General features: G+C 46.1%; 14 protein-coding genes. 7 read left to right on the forward strand and 7 right to left on the reverse strand.

The genetic code is table 11. The features are described 5' to 3' along the window. The first annotated feature begins 294 nt into the window (after nt 1–294). Nucleotides 295–1,407: a hypothetical protein gene (locus tag KME11_22445; protein ID MBW4517970.1), complete on the forward strand. Its 1,113-nt coding sequence runs from the start codon at nt 295–297 to the stop codon at nt 1,405–1,407. 261 nt (nt 1,408–1,668) lie between these two features. Here the strand turns inward: KME11_22445 and KME11_22450 are convergent, their stop codons facing one another. Then, nucleotides 1,669–2,505 carry a peptidylprolyl isomerase gene (locus KME11_22450; GenBank protein ID MBW4517971.1) on the reverse strand — a complete coding sequence of 279 codons (837 nt, stop codon included), beginning with the start codon at nt 2,503–2,505 and terminating at the stop codon, nt 1,669–1,671. Nucleotides 2,506–2,646: 141 nt separating this feature from the next. After that, nucleotides 2,647–3,099 (reverse strand): hypothetical protein, encoded by a 453-nt coding sequence (locus tag KME11_22455; protein ID MBW4517972.1) that lies wholly within the window; start codon nt 3,097–3,099, stop codon nt 2,647–2,649. Nucleotides 3,100–3,576: 477 nt separating this feature from the next. Here KME11_22455 and KME11_22460 point away from each other — a divergent pair, with 477 nt between their 5' ends. Then, nucleotides 3,577–4,962 (forward strand): S8 family serine peptidase, encoded by a 1,386-nt coding sequence (locus KME11_22460; protein MBW4517973.1) that lies wholly within the window; start codon nt 3,577–3,579, stop codon nt 4,960–4,962. 24 nt (nt 4,963–4,986) lie between these two features. Here KME11_22460 and KME11_22465 read toward each other — a convergent pair whose 3' ends face one another. The 4 genes from KME11_22465 to KME11_22480 all read right to left on the reverse strand — a co-directional run bounded on the left by KME11_22465 (nt 4,987) and on the right by KME11_22480 (nt 13,598). Further along, nucleotides 4,987–9,945 carry a filamentous hemagglutinin N-terminal domain-containing protein gene (locus KME11_22465; protein MBW4517974.1) on the reverse strand — a complete coding sequence of 1,653 codons (4,959 nt, stop codon included), beginning with the start codon at nt 9,943–9,945 and terminating at the stop codon, nt 4,987–4,989. An 84-nt stretch (nt 9,946–10,029) separates the two neighbouring features. Then, entirely contained in the window at nt 10,030–12,033 is a 2,004-nt protein-coding gene (locus KME11_22470; protein MBW4517975.1) for a ShlB/FhaC/HecB family hemolysin secretion/activation protein, read from the reverse strand. A 210-nt stretch (nt 12,034–12,243) separates the two neighbouring features. Continuing rightward, nucleotides 12,244–12,618: a TerB family tellurite resistance protein gene (locus KME11_22475; protein ID MBW4517976.1), complete on the reverse strand. Its 375-nt coding sequence runs from the start codon at nt 12,616–12,618 to the stop codon at nt 12,244–12,246. A 470-nt stretch (nt 12,619–13,088) separates the two neighbouring features. Further along, nucleotides 13,089–13,598: a hypothetical protein gene (locus KME11_22480; GenBank protein ID MBW4517977.1), complete on the reverse strand. Its 510-nt coding sequence runs from the start codon at nt 13,596–13,598 to the stop codon at nt 13,089–13,091. Nucleotides 13,599–13,696: 98 nt separating this feature from the next. Here KME11_22480 and KME11_22485 point away from each other — a divergent pair, with 98 nt between their 5' ends. The 5 genes from KME11_22485 (at nt 13,697) to KME11_22505 (ending at nt 18,395) form a co-directional block, all read left to right on the forward strand. Then, on the forward strand, nt 13,697–13,909 hold the full coding sequence (locus KME11_22485; protein MBW4517978.1) for a hypothetical protein: 213 nt from the start codon (nt 13,697–13,699) through the stop codon (nt 13,907–13,909). 139 nt (nt 13,910–14,048) lie between these two features. Beyond that, nucleotides 14,049–14,324 carry a hypothetical protein gene (locus KME11_22490; protein ID MBW4517979.1) on the forward strand — a complete coding sequence of 92 codons (276 nt, stop codon included), beginning with the start codon at nt 14,049–14,051 and terminating at the stop codon, nt 14,322–14,324. 93 nt (nt 14,325–14,417) lie between these two features. After that, nucleotides 14,418–14,675, forward strand: coding sequence for a hypothetical protein (locus KME11_22495; protein MBW4517980.1), 258 nt, complete (start codon nt 14,418–14,420; stop codon nt 14,673–14,675). A 205-nt stretch (nt 14,676–14,880) separates the two neighbouring features. Beyond that, a complete protein-coding gene (locus KME11_22500; GenBank protein ID MBW4517981.1) occupies nt 14,881–15,624 on the forward strand; it encodes a Uma2 family endonuclease in 744 nt (247 codons plus the stop codon). A 137-nt stretch (nt 15,625–15,761) separates the two neighbouring features. Next, nucleotides 15,762–18,395 carry a CHAT domain-containing protein gene (locus KME11_22505; GenBank protein ID MBW4517982.1) on the forward strand — a complete coding sequence of 878 codons (2,634 nt, stop codon included), beginning with the start codon at nt 15,762–15,764 and terminating at the stop codon, nt 18,393–18,395. A 5-nt stretch (nt 18,396–18,400) separates the two neighbouring features. On the opposite strand, the gene KME11_22510 is transcribed toward KME11_22505, so the two are convergent. Further along, complete coding sequence (locus KME11_22510; protein ID MBW4517983.1) at nt 18,401–18,991, reverse strand: DUF928 domain-containing protein; 591 nt, start codon at nt 18,989–18,991, stop codon at nt 18,401–18,403. Between the last annotated feature and the right edge of the window lie 62 nt (nt 18,992–19,053).

Below are 19,053 nucleotides of genomic sequence, written 5' to 3' on the forward strand. Positions count from 1 at the left end.
GTTGGGAATTGACCATAGGGCTTTTTTGAATTCGGCTAGTCGCTGTGAGGCGAAAGCAGCTTTAGCTTTGGTTCAAAAAAAAGTGACAACTGACAAATTTTCATCAGTTTTGCGATCGCTTTTGTGAGCCATCCAAAAATAGTACGGACAGAGAAGCTGTCTCAGGGAACTCAACGACCATGAAATGAGAAACTCTGAACAGAAAACAGTGAAAAATATGAACCCCACAGGTTACCAAGCTTACGGTTACGGGGAAAGATACTAAATGGGTTCCGTAGCAAACTACTGTTTCTTGTGTCTAATCTAATTAGTTTAAGGAAATCGGCTGAACATTGGCATTTTGAGAATGAAGCCAACTTTGAAATGTTTGTGCGTTCTCACTTACTGACACTCTTTGGACTCTCCATCCTGAAGCAGCAATATACGGTCGAGGGGCAAGTCTGTGACCTCCTAGCGGTCAATGCAAATCAACAATTGACTATCCCGGAACTCAAAAATGTCGAAGATCGATACCTGGTTCAACAAATTACCCGATATTTCGATGCGATGCAACGGATTCAACCTTTTCCAGATCAGGTTGATTACAGCCAACCCATTCGTCTGATTGCGATCGCCCCCGCTTTTCACCGAGACAATCAGATTGATCACCAGTACAACTATCTAGACATCGAATTCTGGCAGTTTAAAGTTCTAGAACGAGCCAATCAGATCTACTTGCGACTGAGCAATCTAGACACACAACAACAGGTGCAAGTCAAAATTCCCTATGAAGAGAGGACTGAGGCGGTCAATATTCCTAACCCGCCCAAAAGTTTTCTCAATCTCATCGCTCCCTGTTGTACTTCAGAGCAACACAGTTTTTTGCAATCGCGCGATCGTTTCTTACGATTCGATACTCGTATGCAGGAGACGGTGAGGAGCGGCAGTGTGATGTATGGCAAAAGTAAATCTAAACCCTGCGCCGAATTCCGTTGGGATCGTTCGCGCGCTTGTGTAGTGCTGTACCTGTGGCTCCCTCACGTTTTATCCGGCAGTCAAACCCGGCAAGGCGTGGCTCGAATGCGGATCTGGACAGACTGGCAAATGGTTTCAGATCTAGGTCATGTGCCTCAAGGTAATGGCAGAAAAATTTCGGTGAGCGAATGGCAAGCAGGAAAAATCCGTCCTCTTAGTAAATTACTCCCGGCTAAAGCAGAAAACCGCCAGCGCTTCTTTAATAGTCCTCAGTATCGTCGAGAATACATCGGACAATACCACAATATAGGAGCCAATCCTCATTATCGAGCTGGGCTAGCTCTACGGTTTGAAAACTATGCCAAATGGATTGACCAGCCCAAGCTACACCCTTCTCTAGAAGGCGTTGTCCAGTTAGCATTAGAGACTTGGCTCCAGCGGCTCTCAAAGTAATTCAACAGATGACGTGCTGGAAAAAATCAGGTTTAGTACTGATCCGCACAAGCTTGAAGCCTTTATTGGCTCCCTACAAAGTTGCAAGAGCTAATTTAACTATGACCTGAATCATTCAGGGACACAATCCTGCACTCCGTGAAGTGATGTAACAGTTCACTAAGCTCCTCACAAAGTCAGGGAATTCTCACCTGCGGTGCACTTTAACGAGTAGGGCTGCATCTACTAGTCCCAGTTCCCCGTGTACCGATTTGATTAGGATTAAATGAACTGGTCAGCAGAATGAATCGGCTCACTTAAGCAAAGATCAATCACTAAAGACTGCATCTTGTTCGACAACCACTGCTGGAAGATCTCGTCTTGTAACTGTTGGGCAGTAGCATAATCTAACGTGGCTGGAAGCATCTTCTCGACTCGAATCAGGCACCAACAGTCACCATCGCAGGCAATTGGTCCAATGATCTCTCCAACTTCAGCAGCATATACATCGATCGCAATTGTTTGTTGAATCTGCAATCGGCTGACTGCACCCATCATGCCATTCGTAGCACCATCTTCACTTTGAGAATACGTTTGCGCTAGTCCCTCGAAACTGCCACTTTCTTCAACAATTTGAATTTTCAACTCTTCGGCTAGGTCTTGGGAAGCGACAACAATCCGAGAAAGAACAACTTGATCGAGCAAGAGTTTATTTTCAATGAAGTGCTGTAATAGCTGCGGTTGTGCTAACTGCACCTTAAACTTCTCTAACTTTAGATTAAGCGCAATTTGTTCACGGAAGATCGACTCATCCCATCCTTTGCTCTTTAACCAGCTCTGAAAATTTCGGAGTTCGGTTAAGCCGTTTTGCTGTTGAAAGGTTACGATCGCCTCCTCAATAGCTGAAGCCTGAATCTCGAGGTCAGAGCGTTGTTGAAACTCCTGCTCAAGGAGATATTGAGTTGCGATTTCTTCCAAAAATAGAGATAATTTGCCAGAGTTTCGCAAGCTCTGGAGTGCTTGCTGAAAGGAAATGGGATGATTGGCGATCGCCAGTACTGAAGGGGGAGAAGCAAGGGTGAGGGCAGACTGTTCTGGTAACTGTAGTAAATTTGACATGGTTTTGCCGAAGAAATATGGGACTGTGATTAGAGGCTGTGATTAGATGAAGCGACGGCAACGAATGTCTTGATGATTAATAGGCTAGTTGTTGCGACATCCGTTGCTAGCCGCAAAGTATTACAGGTATTTAATTCTGCTCTAGGCGATTCTAACCACTGCCATATCCAACGTGACTGTTCGATCAGTGTTTGAGCCAAAAGAGGTGCCGTTAACAACAGCCGCATTAATTAACACAGTCTGTTGAGCAACTCTGGCTCGGAAACCGCTCCCTGATCTGTAGAAGCTACCTTGAACACTGGCAAAGTTTCTAGAGGTTGTCATGCTTGAACTTCTAGAGCCAGAAAAACTCAGCCCGTTATTGGTCTGCTGATATCTCCCTACGATTGGAAATAGATCAGTTCGGGCAATGGTTCCTAAACCTGCCGGGGTAAACCGAAATGCCCCGTTGCTGAAAAACTCCCAGGCACTGCCATTGTGCATTTGCTGAACACCCGTGGTGTTCCGAGTACCATTTCCTGTAACTCGAAGCACAGAGGGACTACGTCCTTGAAACACAGCAAGGCGAGTAACGCTTGCTGCTTTAGAAGTCATTGAATTCTCAGAACTGACGCTTGATCGATTGTGAAGTCGCACTGTTTTTTGATTCAAGCTGCTGCCTTCTGAAAAAAGCTCTGTTGGCAGATTGATTGTATTCCGTAGGGGTGAGCTAGCAGAATTTAACGAATGAGATGAGCGAGTTAGGGTTGTCATAATAATCTCTAAATAATGAACGCTTAAGCAAACACTCAGTATGATTGAAAATCAGGAAGCTGAATCGATTCGCTTACTGCCTATCGTAAAGATCAGATGCAATCAGCGCACCCATCCTTTCAGCAAAGAGAGTTGCGCTATTTGACACGGCTCGTAACGCCGTCTGGCTATGCCAATTACCGAAAACTGCAAGGAGCATAGCCAATTTCTATACTTACTGTTTCCTGCTTGAGTAAGCAAGTGATCAGAGAGTCGTAATGTATTGCTATTTGTATTCCTCTATTGTTTGGAACATATTCTTCTGTTAGGTAACGGCTCATGTTTGACCCGACAACATCCCATTCCAATCAACCTGATGCTTCAACGATCGATCGCCTCTTCAATGAAGCTCATAAGGGTATCAGCAGTTTTGCAGACGGAGAAAATACCTATGCCATTCCGGTTCATCGAATAGAACTGGCATTGAAATCAGACAAAGACATCACTTTGAATCTGAAGAGGGGAAAAATCCATCCAGAGTTTGAACAATCTGATTATTTGACTGAAGACTGTTTAAAGCTATTGAAATCTACCCAATCTTCGACCTCTTTCAATGAAAAACATCTCAAGGTAAAGAAAAATGGTAAAGCTGTCTCAAGGGGCAATCGGGATTTTCTAACTGGGCTGAGCGCCACTCAACCCCTTGTAGCAAACCCAAAAAATGCCTCACTATCAAGCTCTTCTTTTAACTCAGCCTATGGCTATGGGCTGGTGAATGCAGCTAGAGCCGTTGCCTGGTCAGCCGGGTATTATCCCCATGCTTTATCCGAAGTGGCAGATTTGGGCGGGTTTAACTGGAACAACGATTTAGTCAAGGCACCCGAAGCGTGGTTATGGGGAGCTAAGGGACAAGGAATTAAGGTGGCAGTCATTGATTCGGGTGTGGATATTAATCACCCCGATCTAAACGGTAGTATTTGGCGTAATACCAGAGAAATTGCTGGAGATGGAATTGATAACGATCGCAATGGCTACGTAGATGATATCTACGGCTGGAATTTTGGGATAGGTCAGAATAACAATAACGTTTTGCCAGGAACAAACGATCCAGGACAAGTACATGGCACTCATGTTGCTGGAACGATCGCAGCAATGGAAAACAGCTTTGGGGTAACGGGTGTTGCTCCTGAAGCTAAAATCATGGCGATTCGGATGGGAAATATTCAAACGAATAGAAATGGAACTACAAGCTTTACTAATTCAGGAAGCCTCGCAGAGGCCATTCGCTATGCGGTTAATAATGGGGCTAAAGTCATTAATATGAGCCTCTCATTTCCAGAAACTCCAGAGATTGTCAGTGCTCTAGTCTATGCGGCGAACAATAATGTGATCACGGTCAGTTCTTCAGGAAACAATCAGGCTGCATCTCCTATTTTTCCTGCTAAATACGCGACTGCCTATGGCATTGCTGTAGGGGCAATTGATACCAATGGAAGAGTTGCTAGTTTCTCTAACGGTGCAGGTCAAAATAGCCGCACCCAATTTGTAGTCGCACCGGGAGTTGATATCTGGTCTACAACTCCTAATCATAACTATGCCAAGATGAACGGCACCTCAATGGCAGCGCCTCATGTGGCGGGAGTCATAGCCCTAATGCTCAGCGCTAATCCTAATTTAACCTACGCTCAGATTAGATATATTTTGACTGCTTCGGCGACAGGCTGAGATTTTACCGAGGTTAAACCTGCGCTAGCTTCCAGTTGTTGAACACTCGCGTCCCATGACTAATCGACCACCGGAGAGCCGATATACTCCCTGCGGTTCAACGATCGCATCACCCATTTGCCAGGGGCGATTGCCTCTAGATTCGCTTTCAGGAACAGATTGGATAGTCCCGGTAGGATAGGCAGATTGACTGGCGTTGCCAGGGCGTTCGGGTAAGCCGCCAGGGCCAGTGACGGTAAAGCTTCCTTGTTGGCGATCGCGCACAATACAGCTATTAGCAAGTAAAGTTTCAGGGTCGGTAGCGTTGTCAGACAAATCAGCCAGACTATTCTGAATGAAGCTGACATCGGGAGTAGTGACAATACCAGATTGTACACCGCTAGCATCGACATCAACGCGATCGCTGGTACTTCCGGTTTCTGGGGTGTTGGGCTGGTAGCCATCCCCAAAAAATGCCGGAGTATTAAAGGTAATATTGCCGCCTTGCCCTTCAGGGGCGCTCGTGACAATATCGCTATCATCGAAGGCAACGACTGAGTTAGCGGTCAGAGCAATGTTGCCGCCCCTGCCTTCCCCGCGATCGACCTGTGTGCGGATATCGCTGTTACCTTGAAGTTGGACGGTTCCAGCAGCGATCGCCACGTTGCCACTGGATGAATTGTTAGAGCGGGTTTCGATTGTGCTATTGTTGGCGGCGATCGAGTCGCTAGCATTAATGTCAATGTTACCTGCTCGTCCTGGGGCTGCGGTACGGGCGGTGATGCGGGCATTTTCTAGGTTGAGTGTATCGCTGGTTAGGTTGATGTTGCCCCCGCGTCCTATAGCTCCTTCCTGAACGGCAGTAGAGATGGTGCTGCCATCTTCTACGGTAACGTTCTCTGCGTTGCGAACAGTAATGTTACCTGCATTGCCTTGCCCTTGGGTATTGGCGGTAATGCGGGCGTTATTAGTCAAGGTAAGTGTATTGGTATTAAGGGTGATATTGCTGCGTCGATTATTACGTGAGTTGGCGGATTGAGGGACAACACCATCATCCTCAATTCGGGTTGTAATTCTGCTGTTGTCGAGGGAAACAGAATTAGCGTTGGGGACAATAACATTGCCCGATCGCCCGTTGCCATCAGTTGCCGCAGAGATTAAGGAGTTGCCTTGTAAAGAAAGTTCGGGAGTGTTGAGGCGAATGGTACGAGCGTTGCCCGTTGCGTCTTCCCTAACACGGTTGGTAATACGGCTCTGGTTGCGGAGATTGATGTCACGGGTGGCGTTGAGGTTGATGGTTCCGGTGTTGCCTTGCCCACTGGTGCTGGAAGTAATATCTGAATTGTTTAACTGGAGCCGAGCAGTTTCAATATCAATGTTGCCACCTCGACCTATCCCGGTTGTCCCTACTTCCGTGGAAATGATGCTGTTACGATTGAGGTTAACCTGATTAGCATCTTGCACCGTAATATTGCCTGCTCGACCCTGCCCTTGAGTCCTGGCGGTGATGTTGGCGCGATCGAGGTTGAGCCTGTCAGTTCGTAGGGTGATATTGCCACCTCTACCGATCGCTCCATCATTCACGGTAGAGGAAATGGTAGAGCGATCGAGATTGATAGCGTTAGCATCGCGGATGGTGATGTTTCCAGCGTTGCCTCGACCGGATGTACTGGCGGTGATTTCTGCACCGTTAGTTAAGGAGAGGCGATCGGTTTGTAGATTGATGTTGCTTGGTGGTTCGGCTGCGGCTCCAACATTGACGGCTGTAGAGATTGAACCGTTATCTAAAATGACTGAATTTGCTCCTTGCACTCGAATACTTCCTGCGCTACCCGTTCCAGACGTGGAAGCAGATATTCGACCTCCGTTTCTAACGTTTAATTGAGCGGTTTCAATGTTGATGTCCCCACCTCGTCCGGTGGCTCCTTGATTAACATTTGCTCCTAAAAAGCTTTCTGCCCCAATATTCGCGGGTGTGCCGACAATCTCTACGGAGTCGCGTGCATAGATGCTTAACTGTCCTGCGTTTCCTTGTCCAGAGGTATTTGCAGATATTTGTCCACCGTTAATGCTTAAACGATTGGCTCTGATGGTGGCATCTCCTCCATCACCCACAGGTGGAATTGTCTGCTGAGGTTCAGCCTCAACACCAGCGAGTATTCCTGTTGGAGAGGAATTAGGTTCGTCTGTATCTCGCACATCAACTTCGTTAGCTTGAATTAATAATTGCCCTGCTCTGCCATTACCGAATGTAGTAACTTGAATCTGGCTACCATCGTTGATATTCAGGTGTCCTGTCGTAATCGTTACTTGACCGCCCTTCCCTGAAGCACCAGGTCTAACTCGTGCAAATAAACCTCCAGCAGAAGCACGATTTCCATTTGAGCCAGGAGCTTCCCCTGTAAGCGTAATTGAGTCTAAAGCGCGAATTGTTAAATTTCCAGCATCGCCCTGACCGCTGGTTGATGCAGCAATTCGTCCTCCTTGCACAATCAAACGATTGGTCTCAATAGTCACATCACCTCCTCGACCTGTTGCTTCAGAATAAACAAGAGCAGAAATTAGACTAGAATTTCCTGTTACTGCCGTTGTATCTACTACTTCAACTGAATCACGAGCCTGGATCAAAATCCTGCCCGCATTTCCCTGACCTCTCGTATCTGCTGATATCTGACCGCCCCTTACACTGACTCGGTTAGCATGAATTGTTAAATTACCTTGTCCTCCTCGCGGCAACTCAGTGTTACGGGGATCTAAACCAGATCCAACAAATATACCTGTTGTGAAATCATTGAATTGATCAGTCTCAAAAACTTCTACGTCGTTGGCATTGATAAGAACAGCGCCTGCATCACCATTTCCAAACGTGATTGCTTGAGCTTTACTGCCATCGCTAATGCTTAAGCGTCCTGTTTCGATTCTTAAATTTCCCCCTTGTCCTGTTGCATTGGGATTGACTATTGCAAACAAGCCACCTGGAAAACCGTCTTCGCCTCCACTACCTGGAATTTCGCCGCTCAAGTTTACTGAGTTAGATGCACGGATGGTTAGGTTGCCAGCATTTCCAGTACCGGAAGTAGATGCCGTTATTTGACCACCTCTAACAATTAAATTTCTAGTTTCAATAGTTAAATCTCCACCTTGTCCAGTAGCTCTTTGATTCACATCTGCACTAATAGAACTTGACAGCCCGGTCTGCACCGAAGTATCTATTACTTCTACTGAATCATTTGCATGAAGCAGGACTGTACCTGCATTTCCTTGACCTGATGTATCCCCGGAAATTTGCCCACCTCGAATACTAATTTGATTAGCTCGGATTGTTAAATTTCCACCATTGCCTGTAGGTAATTCTGTATTACGCGGATCTAGTCCAGTTCCTATAAATATTCCGGTAGCAAATGTATTTGGCACAGTTGTCTCAAATATTTCCACGCGATCGGCTGAAATAAAGACATCACCTGCACTACCATTTCCAAAGGAAATTGCTTGGGCTTTGCTGCCATCACTAATGCTTAAGAGTCCTGTTTCAATTACTAAGTTTCCACCTCGCCCTGTTGCATCAGTGTCAACTACAGCGAGCAAACCACCGGGGAAACCATCTCCACTCCCATTACCTGGAATTTCACCGCTCAAACTTACTGAATCAGATGCACGAACAGTCAAATTGCCAGCTTGTCCATTTCCATTCCTGCTTACTGAAGACGAAATTTGCGCACCTCTTACGTTTAACCGTGGAGCGGTAATAGTTAAGTTTCCTCCTAAAGCTCCTGTTTGTCCAGAAACACCTGTTTCTATTCGCGTCACTACCCCAGCACCATCAACATCTACTCCCTGATTTGCCTGAATTGTTATGTCTCCACCCCGACCTGTGCCACGGGTAGTAGTCGAAATTATTGCCAGTCCATTGAGGGAAATACTGTCACCCCTAATAGTTACATTGTCTCCTGTACCCGTCGAGCCTCGATAAGCTTGGGCGTATACACCAGTGTAATTACTATCAGTTGCTAATCCTCTTATATTAATCACACCATCTGCTGTAATATCTAAGCGACCACCGGGCTGATCTCCTAACGTGCTCGCCTCAATTTGTGACTCACCTGTCAAAGTAATCTGGTTTCCTCGTACCTGGATGTTTCCGCCTCCCAGCCCACTGGCATCTATCACTGCTCGTTGGACAAGCTGAATATCTTGAAAAGCTGGAACATTGGCATAATTGAAAGTCCATCCATCTGTCACAGCCACAAGTTCAACAGAACCAGATCCAACACTGCCCAACTCAATTCGTCCACCAGCAGTTTTTATCGTGGCTCCGTCAAAGATTAGATTTCCGCCAATCAACGCAAGTGTCTGATTTTCTGGAACGCGCAAACCAAACTGTGTATCAACTAGTGTGGTCGTTGATCGAATACCCTGTCCATTACCTTGAACGGTGATTGAATTGGTTGTAACCGACGGTGAGTTAAACAAAAATGCAGAAGGGTTTACTGTGAGCAGTTGCTGAGGAATCTCAGAACCAACAGCACTGAACAAACCCTGATCCCCAAACTGCACTGCGTTCGCCGTCGTCCCCACAAAAGATCCACCCAAATCCAAACTCGCATTTGAACCAAACACAATCCCATTCGGATTAATCAAAAATAGATTGGCACTCCCCAGTACCCCCAACGTTCCAAAGATCTCCGAGAGATCGCCACCCGTCACGCGACCTAGAATATTGGAAACTCCCTCTGGGTTAGCAAAATAAGCCCCTTGTCCTTCCGGCACATCAAACTGTCCAAAGCTATGGAAGAGATTGCCACCCCGTCTTGCGCCCCCTTCAATTAGCTCACTCGATCGCTCAATTCCATCCCGTCCTTGAATTTGTTCATTCCGCACAGTTGAGTTTTCGGTTCCCAATGTCTGATCAGGAATCACCTGGGCGTTCGCACCATCAGTCATTAGAGCGATCGTGCTGAGCAATACTAAAGAACCGAGTCCCCAACTCTGATGTAATTGCCTCATGATCGATTTCACCTTAGTAGTTTAGGAATACATTCACGTTGGAGCAAATTTGCTCTTAGTCTCAGTTATTTCAGCGACCTATTCTCAAAACGGCTGATATCGTACCGAAAAGTAAACTCCATTTTCCTGCAACGAATTACCTGCCTCCACATCAGTTAACGGAATGCCATAATCGACTCGAATACTCAAATCTGGGATCGGTTGCCAGCGTATCCCTAAGCCCACCCCAGCAATAAAATCATCCGGTGGATCGATCGTCTTGTTATTCCAAGCGTAACCACCCTCCGCAAAGGGAACGACTTGCAACCGCCCCGGATCATCGGTTAGCGGAATGCGAAGTTCAACCGAACCAAAGACCCCATTATCAGCAACAACCTGGTTTTGGGCATAGCCTCGCACTGACTCTACGCCGCCAAAACTAAAGCGTTCTAGCGAGAGCAGAGAATCGGGTGTCAGTTGGGCATTCAACCGAGTCACCAACAGCATTCGCGCCGCAGAGATTTGCTGAACGTATTGAAATTGACCTAACCACGCCAAAAATTGTCCATCTGTTCCAGAATCATTAACTGTGGCATCAAAGGCATTAATCCCCAAGCTAAACTGCGATCGCGCTGCCAACACTTGCCGCCGTCCTCGATTTACCCAATCCTGCGAAAACCGAATTGCAGTTACCCTGGATTGACCTTCCTCAGCACCTTCCGAAAACGAGAAAGGGCGATCGTCCAAAATAAACGTCTGGCTCCGACGGATATCAACTCCTAACCCTAGAGCAAACTCAGTTGTGGGCGTTCTCTCTAGCGGCTGGCGAAACCCAACCGAGAAGGTTTCGGCTTCACTACGAATGCCCAAATCTGCAAAGTCATCGGTCACAATATTGCTGTTGTTATTGCCGTAGCGCAAAGTCAGCGTACCCTCTCTGGGGTTTACCGGAATGCTGTAGCCCACATCATAAAGATCTAGCCCCTCCGTAATGCCATATTGAGCGCTGAGGCGATCGCCTACCCCTAAAATATTGGTATAGCTCGCTGAAATTCCTACCTGGTAAGAGCCAATACTGGGCGATTGGTAGTTATCTGCTAGTAACTCTACGCCCAACGGCGGAGCTTCTCTCAGCCGGACTTGCAACACATTCTGACCAGGACTACTACCTGCCGTTAATTCAGCGTTTACCTGTTCAACGAGCGGGTCAAGTTGCAAAAGCTGCAAAGCCCGTTCGATCCTGAACTGACTGAGGGGTACAGAGTCGGCTAAGTTGAGGCGCGATCGCACATACCGATCTTGTAAGCGAGCAGAACCACAGCGACTGGATGCTTCTGATAAGGGAACGGGTAACGCATTTGGTTCTGAAGCTGATGATGCATTAGAAGATAATTCTTCTGGGGGTTCTATCTCAGTACGATCTTCTCTGCTGCGATTTGATAGCAAACAAACATCAACGCGCTCCAACTCACCCTCGACCACTTGAATTTGTACAACTCGGCGATCGAGATCCTGGTTCGCAAGTAGAAAAGCCCCAGAGGTCACATAGCCGTTACTGGCATAAAGCATCGTAATGGCAGTCCGTAACCGAATCAAATCATCAAAGGTCACGTCACAACTATTGAGGGGAACAAAAAGTTGGCTTGTTTCGGAACGTAGACCGCTTAAGGCATTCAAGCTAGGCGTAATAATATCGCAGGAAGACTGTTGGATGAGAGAGGCGATCGCCTCTTTCGTCTGCTGATTCTCCTCCGGGACTCCTTGCAACACGGGATGCAACACCGGGCTTCCCAGGATTTCGACTTTTTCTAAAGGAAACTGCGAGAGATTGGGCGCAGGAGGTTCTGCGGGAGAAGTCCGAGGAATCGTCTCTAATTCAGGGGATGGCGATGGCGATGGCGGTTCTACCGGAAGAGGAGACGGTGGCGTAGGAAGGATCTGTTCAATTGAATTTGGATTTCTGGGTACATCAATGTTTACAGTTGGCGAGGGAGATTGAGCTATATCTTCCAGAGACTGAGCAGAAGCCCAAGGAGCAGATAAAACTGTTGAAGAAATGGCAACTAGACCAGCAGGAGTAAACCAGCAGAGGAACTGGAGAGAAAGCACTTGTTTTCTGCATTTCAACGGTTTCAAATCCCTACTTACGCCTAATAACGCCCTCACACAGAGTAAAACCTATCATGTTTTTCTTCAGTGCGATCGTTAAATATATTACGTTTATGGACAAAGGCGTTACAAAGAATCTGATTTGCGATCATCTAGTTAATAGACTCCCTGAAAGCGTTCTAAATCAGTTATTCAGGGAGCCCATGACATCTACAAAGCGACTACTGATATAAAACTAGAGATATCAATTCCCCAAGTATTTGCGATGAGTTTAAAGAGATAGTCCTCACCTTCACTGACACTGCCATCTGCAACAATCAGCTTGACTGCGAAATTCAAAAAGATTCTCCGATCTGTTGCAGCGCTCAAGGTCTTAAATTGCATAACGGCTGACGTGAACTCTTCTAGCCTTCCCTCTGAGTTTAAAATCTCAATGTCATTGATGACTTCATGAGGATCAAAGGAAACCATGGTGTAGTTAGCTTCTAGAAATTCTCGGATAACGGAAACTTCTCTGTCATCAACATTGCCATCGGCGGCACACAAAAAATACAAAATCTCGAAGGCGGCTTGAATTTTATTCATCTTCATCTCCTGATTAGATAGTAGGGATTTGTTAGCTCAGAAAAAGTTAATGACCTTGATTAGTCTTAATGAAACAGTTGTAGTGACATCAACCTTTGCTTACGTCTTAGAATAGAAGACCCAATCGAACAAGTCGTCTACGGTTTACGCTATTTTGTTTTCCAAGTTTGGAAGGTGAGATTTGTTTAATTAGGAACGGACGATTTCAGAAAACTGCAATGGATACGTTTGATCGCACAATGTCGTTTTTCTAGCAACTATGAATCACCTATTAAGATTAAATGACCTCACGTCAGGCAAGCGTGAAAGGCATCTCTGTGCGATTTGTAATTAACAAACACAAATTACCCTCATCCCCAATCCTTGTCTCTAGGCAGAAGGGAGCTAAATCTCTTATCTCTTCTTCTGGGAGAGGACTAGAATGAGGGCAGATTTTGCTGTTCATCCCTCTATTTAACAATGCTGAGGCATTACTTTCCTTGAGTCACGTTAAAAGCAAACTTTAGCTCGTCAATGGTAGGAATTGAGAAGACAATTTGAATGAGCGAATCCACAGTAGCTAAGGCATGTGTCATTTCAAATCCAGGTTTATCAAACTGTTCTGCAATAAAAATGCCTAGACGAGCAGTATAAAGAAAGTTCAGCAATGCATTAAGAACTGCGGCTCCAATAATACCGACACCTGTTGTCATCATTAATATCCTCAGTACAGCAGTGCCAACAATATATGAACCCGCACCTTGAAGCACACTGATGACAAATTTCTGAATCACAGCATCGTCTGCATTTTGACCTGATCTTTCGGCAATTCGAGCAATCATCGCAATCCAAATTCCTGAGACAGCGACGGTATCAGCAAGAGGAAGTATTGCACCCACACCAGCCGCGCCAGCCGCTGCGATCGCATGTTGGGAAATGATATCTTGATATTTACCAAGATTGGTATAGGAAGTAACCCGATAATCTAAATGGTCTGACATAATACTCTCCAATGAAATGACAAGATGTTGAAGTACTAGATATCCTTGAGCTAGGAACGTTATTTACCTTGATATTTCAAGGACTGATTCCGTGTTCCATGCTTTTTAGAATAGAGAAAGCAACGTTTAAAATCATTCACTTTTATGCCAACCGCGTTGCCAAAGTATGGGTTGTGCCTACGACGAAAGCTCGCATTTGCCAGCGTCGTGATGATTCAGCCAAAGAGGCAGTTGGGATAGGGGCGATCGCGGCACTGCCATTGCAGAAAACTACATTTTTATTTTGGAATGTGGCAATATCAACTGCTTAACCTGGTGAGTGAACTGACAGAAAAGGGGAATACATTTACTGATTCACCCCGCTATTCTGTAAATCAACAGGGCAGCAAACCCAATAACAAATCACTGCCTTCCACCAAACAAATTCACTTAAACCTAGGAGATCCGATCATGAAAAAGCTAATCGCTACCACGATGACCAGCCTTTTAACCCTTGGCTTTTTTACTTTAACATTTGCTCCCAAAGCCGATGCTCTAGCCTCTGGATTCCATAAGATTGACGTGCTTTCTTCACCCACTACTGTTCCTACCTTACCCAGTTTAGAAACGGCTCTATCTGATTCTAAGCAGGAGATGCAGACGGCTTACACAATTGTTCCCGATGTTTGCACTAACTATTATACAGATGGTTACGGGAACATTTACTGGTACAGCTACTATTGCTAAGTCAACGTGAGCTTAACCAGTGCAACAATCTATCACATACGAGACACGACACTAATTTCCCCTTACAACTAAATGTCTGCAAGGGGATTTTTCATGGATGGGATTAGCTGCATTGCTTTACTAAGCAAAAACGCGGAGGGGTTCACTGTCAGCAATCCCGGTGTAACTCTACCACCAGCACTAAACGAACCTAAGTTTCCAAACCCGATCGCATCCGCCATCGTCGCCAAAAACGATCTACCCAAATCTAATCGTGCTCCTGACCCAAACACAATTTCATTCGGGTTTCATCCGGCACAATTACATTCTGCGCCAGCAACGGCATATTCCCTAGCATCAGCCAACTTATAGTACCAACCCAAAAGCAGGCAAGCTCTCTCTCAGTCCTCATGCTGCACCTGTGGAATGTGAAAGTTCATTGAATTTGGCTTAATCCAATACCAAAGCAATGAGAAGCCGAGTTAAGCCGCAAAATCCTTAGGCGCAAACCCGCTACAATCAGAGCAAACCTGTTGCAGAGGGCTGATTAACTATGACCTCCACCCAACCCAACCTGATGCCCACCGTTGGCGCACCCTTCGAGATGCCGCCAACACAAGCAGACCTACCCTACGACGACAACGAGAATATGGAAACTCAGCGCCATAAGCTGCAAATGGAGTTGTTGATCGATGCCTTGCTGCCCTGGTTAGATGCCCGAACAGATGGCTACGTGGGTGGCAATATGTTTGTTTACTACAGTCTGGCGCAAGTCAAAAACCAGGACTACAAAGGGCCCGATGTTTTTGTGGCGTTAGATGTACCCAAAGGCGAACGCCTAAGCTGGGTCAGTTGGGAAGAGGGCAAGACCCCCGATATCGTCATTGAACTTCTCTCAGACAGCACTGCTGCAAAAGACAAGACCGAGAAGAAAAGCATTTATCAAAACCGAATGCACGTTCCTGAATACTACTGGTTCGACCCTTTTAATCCACAAGATTGGGCAGGGTTTCAACTTCAGGGAGGGCGCTACCAACCTATTGTCCCGAATGCTCAAGGGCAGATGATGAGCCAGGTCTTGAATCTAACTCTCGTGCAGTGGCAAGGCACTTTTAAGCAAGTTGAAGCGACCTGGTTGCGATGGGGGCAGTTAGATGGCTCTATTTTGCTAACCGCAACAGAGCAAGAACATAAACGGGCAGAGCAAGCGGAGGCACAGATCCAACAAATTGCCCACAGATTGCTGCAAACTGGAATGCCGATCGCCCAAGTTGCAGAAACCACTGGACTATCGATTGAGCAGTTGCGGACCTTAATCTAAGCGATCGCTTAAAAATCACTCTATGAAAGCCTAGAAACCTTAACATTTTCTAAACTGGAGCGATCGCAGCCGTACTTTTACAGTAAGGGTGTGCAAATATTAGTTTACTTTGCTGTTGCATCGCCCCCAGGTTTCAAATGTTCAAATTCCTTAAGCAATTTAGTGTACGGCACTCTCTGAAATTTTTATTTCTGAGTACGCTAGCCCTTTGTATCGGATTCAGTCAGCCAGTCTTCTCGCAGCGATCGCCTGCCCAGTTATCGCCAGCCCGACAAGTTCAGCAGGGTGTTGATCGATATCATCGCTCAGACTTTCAAGCAGCGATCGCCGCTTGGGAACAAGCGCTAACCCGCTACCAATCCGCCAACGATCTGCCTAATACAGCAATCGTGCTAGAAAACCTGGCACGCACGCATCAAACTATTGGTCATATCAGCAAAGCGATCACCAAATGGGAGCAAGTTATTTCCACTTACCGACAACTGGGAAACCTGCAAAAAGTAGGGCAAAAACTCACTGAACAGGCACAAGCTTACACCCAGCTAGGGCAATATCGCCAAGCGATCACTCTCCTGTGTGGGAGCGTCGAAGGCGAGGCAACCTGCCAGCCAGAGAGTACTCTGCTGATTGCTCGTACTACCACCGATCCTCTAGGCGAAGTCGCCGCATTAGGCAGCCTGGGTGAGGCGCATCGATTGACGGGAGAATATGAGGTAGCGATCGCTTATCTTAAATCTGCGGCAGTAATTGCCAATGGACTCGAAAATTCAGCCTACCAAACTACAGTGTTTAGCAGTTTGGGAAGCACCTATGCCAACCTTGCCCAAGTGAGCTATCGACGAGCTATCTCAGCACAGCAGACCGGAGATACTGAGGCAGCAAATCGATTTAAGCAGAAGGGTTTAGCTGATGATCAACGGGCATTAGAGGCTTTTCAACAGAGCGAAAAACTGGCAGTTCAACAAAATGATATCGCTAAAACATTACAAGTATTGTTGAATACTATTCCATCCGCATATCGCACTGGAAGTAATACAACCGCCATTGCTAAAACACAACAGGCGATCGCCCTAATTCCTCAAATTCCTGATTCCCAAAACAAAGTTTATCGCCTAATTGATTTAGCCCATCTGTTTACCCCGATTTCAGCTAATCAAATGACCTCATGGCTACAATGCTCTGAGTCCACTACAAGACCACAAACCTTATCTCTCTTGCAACAGGCTTTAACTGTGGCACAGCACATTAGCGATCGCCGCTCTCTCTCCTTTGCATTAGGTGAACTGGGACATTTTTACGAATGCAGCCAAGATTTACGAAAAGCCACTCTGTTAACGCAACAAGCTAGAGAAGCAGCCGAGCAAGAACCTGATAGTCGCTATCTATGGGAATGGCAAGCTGGAAGAGTCCTAAAGTCTGAAAAGCAGGCTGAATCAGCTATTTCAGCCTACGAAAATTCAATTGCAACCCTTAAATCGATTCGTCAAGGCATTGTTTCTGCCAAGCGCGATATTCAGTTTGATTTTCGAGACACAATTGAGCCAATTTATCGAGAACTGATCGAACTGCGGTTAGATCAAGAGCAACCTTCTACCCTGATCTCCGCAACGGGAAGCGATCGCAATAACTTAGATGCAGCCACAACTCAACTAGATTCTTTGAAATTGGTCGAGCTACAAAATTACTTTGGGGATGATTGCGTCTTAATTGCAGTCAATGAATCAGTTGAAACAATTGATACTCATGCCGCTATTTTCAGTTCAATTATCCTGAATAATCGCACTGCTATCTTAGTTAAATTTCCAGACGGCACACAACAGTACGAATGGGTAAAAGATGCCCAAGGTCAGGTAATAAACAGAGAGATCTTGACTCAAACTCTAAATGAATACCGCAGAGGAGTAGAGAATCGATTTGATGCCGCAGTTGGGTACGACACTCAACAAGCTCAAGATATTTACGACTGGATCATTCGTCCCTTTGTGAAAAAGCTAGAAGAAACCCAACCCCAAACATTAGTATTTGTGCAAGATGGAATTCTACGAAGCGTACCGATGGCGGCACTCCACAATGGCAGTCAGTTTTTAATTGAACGCTATGCGATCGCCACCACTGCTAGCCTTACCCTCACCAATCCTCGACCGTTCCAGCGCCAAGGATTGCGAGCATTGGCACTCGGTTTAACTCAATCGGCTGAAGTTGGCGGACAAAAGTTTGGCGCACTAACAAACGTTGAAGCCGAAACCCAAAATATTGAACGCATTTTACCGGGAAGTAGACGTTTACTGGATTTAGAATTTACCAGTAAGACTCTAGAAAAAGAACTTGATCGCAGTAACTACCCGATCATCCACATTGCCACTCACGGTCAATTTGGTAATGAACCCAATGATACATTTCTAGTAACGGGCGACAAGAAAAAATTAACGATCAATATTCTGGACGATATTCTGCGTAGCGTTAACGTCGAGAGTCCGATTGAACTCCTCTCCTTGACTGCCTGTACCACGGCTGTAGGAGATGATCGCGCTGCCCTTGGGTTAGCGGGTGTTGCGGCACAAGCGGGCGCAAAAAGCGTTCTGGCATCGCTCTGGCTAATTGAAGACAACACTACTGCCAAACTGGTAGACAGCTTCTACTCAAGCTTGCGAGAAGAAGCATCACAGTTATCGAAAGCAGAAGCATTACAGAGAGCTCAACTCTCGATTCTCAAAGAACGTCCTCATCCGGCATATTGGGCAGCATTTACTCTCATTGGCAATTGGCAATAGAGAACTTAATCTTTTTGCTCTAAGAGCGATCGCCGCATTTCGATCGCCTCTGGATCAGACAATAACGCCACTTGAGCAAATGCGTCATACCATAATCCTGCTTCAGCATAAAGTTTTGCCTGCTGTAAGGGATCAGGATTATTGCTCAACTGAGTTTCTAGTTGAGGGGAGAGCGCCACAACATCAAGTCCCGCTTCATCAAACGGATTTGCAGAAGGGCGATTAACATTGCAGATAATCGCAACTTGCCAATAATATTGCTTTCCCATTTCTAATCCCGGCTCATTTTCTGGCATTGTCCAGGTCATCATCCCCGGCGTACCCTGGAGTTCAACCTGTTTGACCAATTCAAGCCGATTATTCTCACCATATTGAAACAACCGAAATTTAATTGGGTAGGATTCGACATTAGGGGTAATCCAAGCAAATGTAGGGTGGGTTGAGATAGTTTGCCCCATGTATTGTTTTGGAGCAAGCAAGCGAATGGACTGTTCTCCACCATTACAACCACCTCTTGTACCACCAAAAATAGTTTGAGTGATGGGCTGTTTGGCATCGCGGGGTGGTCTGTATTGTGCCCAGGCTGGCGCAGACATTCCACAAAAAATGATGAGGCAAGCAAGACTCAACAGCTTATTGCTCAAGAGATTTGTGATCC

Source organism: Timaviella obliquedivisa GSE-PSE-MK23-08B, from assembly GCA_019358855.1.
Classification (GTDB): Bacteria; Cyanobacteriota; Cyanobacteriia; order Elainellales; family Elainellaceae; genus Timaviella; species Timaviella obliquedivisa.

Excerpts from the sequence above, each read along its gene's own strand:
- KME11_22450 (MBW4517971.1), bottom strand. The coding sequence starts at position 2,505 with ATGTCAAATTTACTACAGTTACCAGAACAGTCTGCCCTCACCCTTGCT.
- KME11_22455 (MBW4517972.1), bottom strand. The coding sequence starts at position 3,099 with ATGACTTCTAAAGCAGCAAGCGTTACTCGCCTTGCTGTGTTTCAAGGA.
- KME11_22460 (MBW4517973.1), top strand. The coding sequence starts at position 3,577 with ATGTTTGACCCGACAACATCCCATTCCAATCAACCTGATGCTTCAACG.
- KME11_22465 (MBW4517974.1), bottom strand. The coding sequence starts at position 9,945 with ATGAGGCAATTACATCAGAGTTGGGGACTCGGTTCTTTAGTATTGCTC.
- KME11_22475 (MBW4517976.1), bottom strand. The coding sequence starts at position 12,618 with ATGAATAAAATTCAAGCCGCCTTCGAGATTTTGTATTTTTTGTGTGCC.
- KME11_22480 (MBW4517977.1), bottom strand. The coding sequence starts at position 13,598 with ATGTCAGACCATTTAGATTATCGGGTTACTTCCTATACCAATCTTGGT.
- KME11_22485 (MBW4517978.1), top strand. The coding sequence starts at position 13,697 with ATGCTTTTTAGAATAGAGAAAGCAACGTTTAAAATCATTCACTTTTAT.
- KME11_22490 (MBW4517979.1), top strand. The coding sequence starts at position 14,049 with ATGAAAAAGCTAATCGCTACCACGATGACCAGCCTTTTAACCCTTGGC.
- KME11_22495 (MBW4517980.1), top strand. The coding sequence starts at position 14,418 with ATGGATGGGATTAGCTGCATTGCTTTACTAAGCAAAAACGCGGAGGGG.
- KME11_22500 (MBW4517981.1), top strand. The coding sequence starts at position 14,881 with ATGCCCACCGTTGGCGCACCCTTCGAGATGCCGCCAACACAAGCAGAC.
- KME11_22505 (MBW4517982.1), top strand. The coding sequence starts at position 15,762 with ATGTTCAAATTCCTTAAGCAATTTAGTGTACGGCACTCTCTGAAATTT.
- KME11_22510 (MBW4517983.1), bottom strand. The coding sequence starts at position 18,991 with ATGTCTGCGCCAGCCTGGGCACAATACAGACCACCCCGCGATGCCAAA.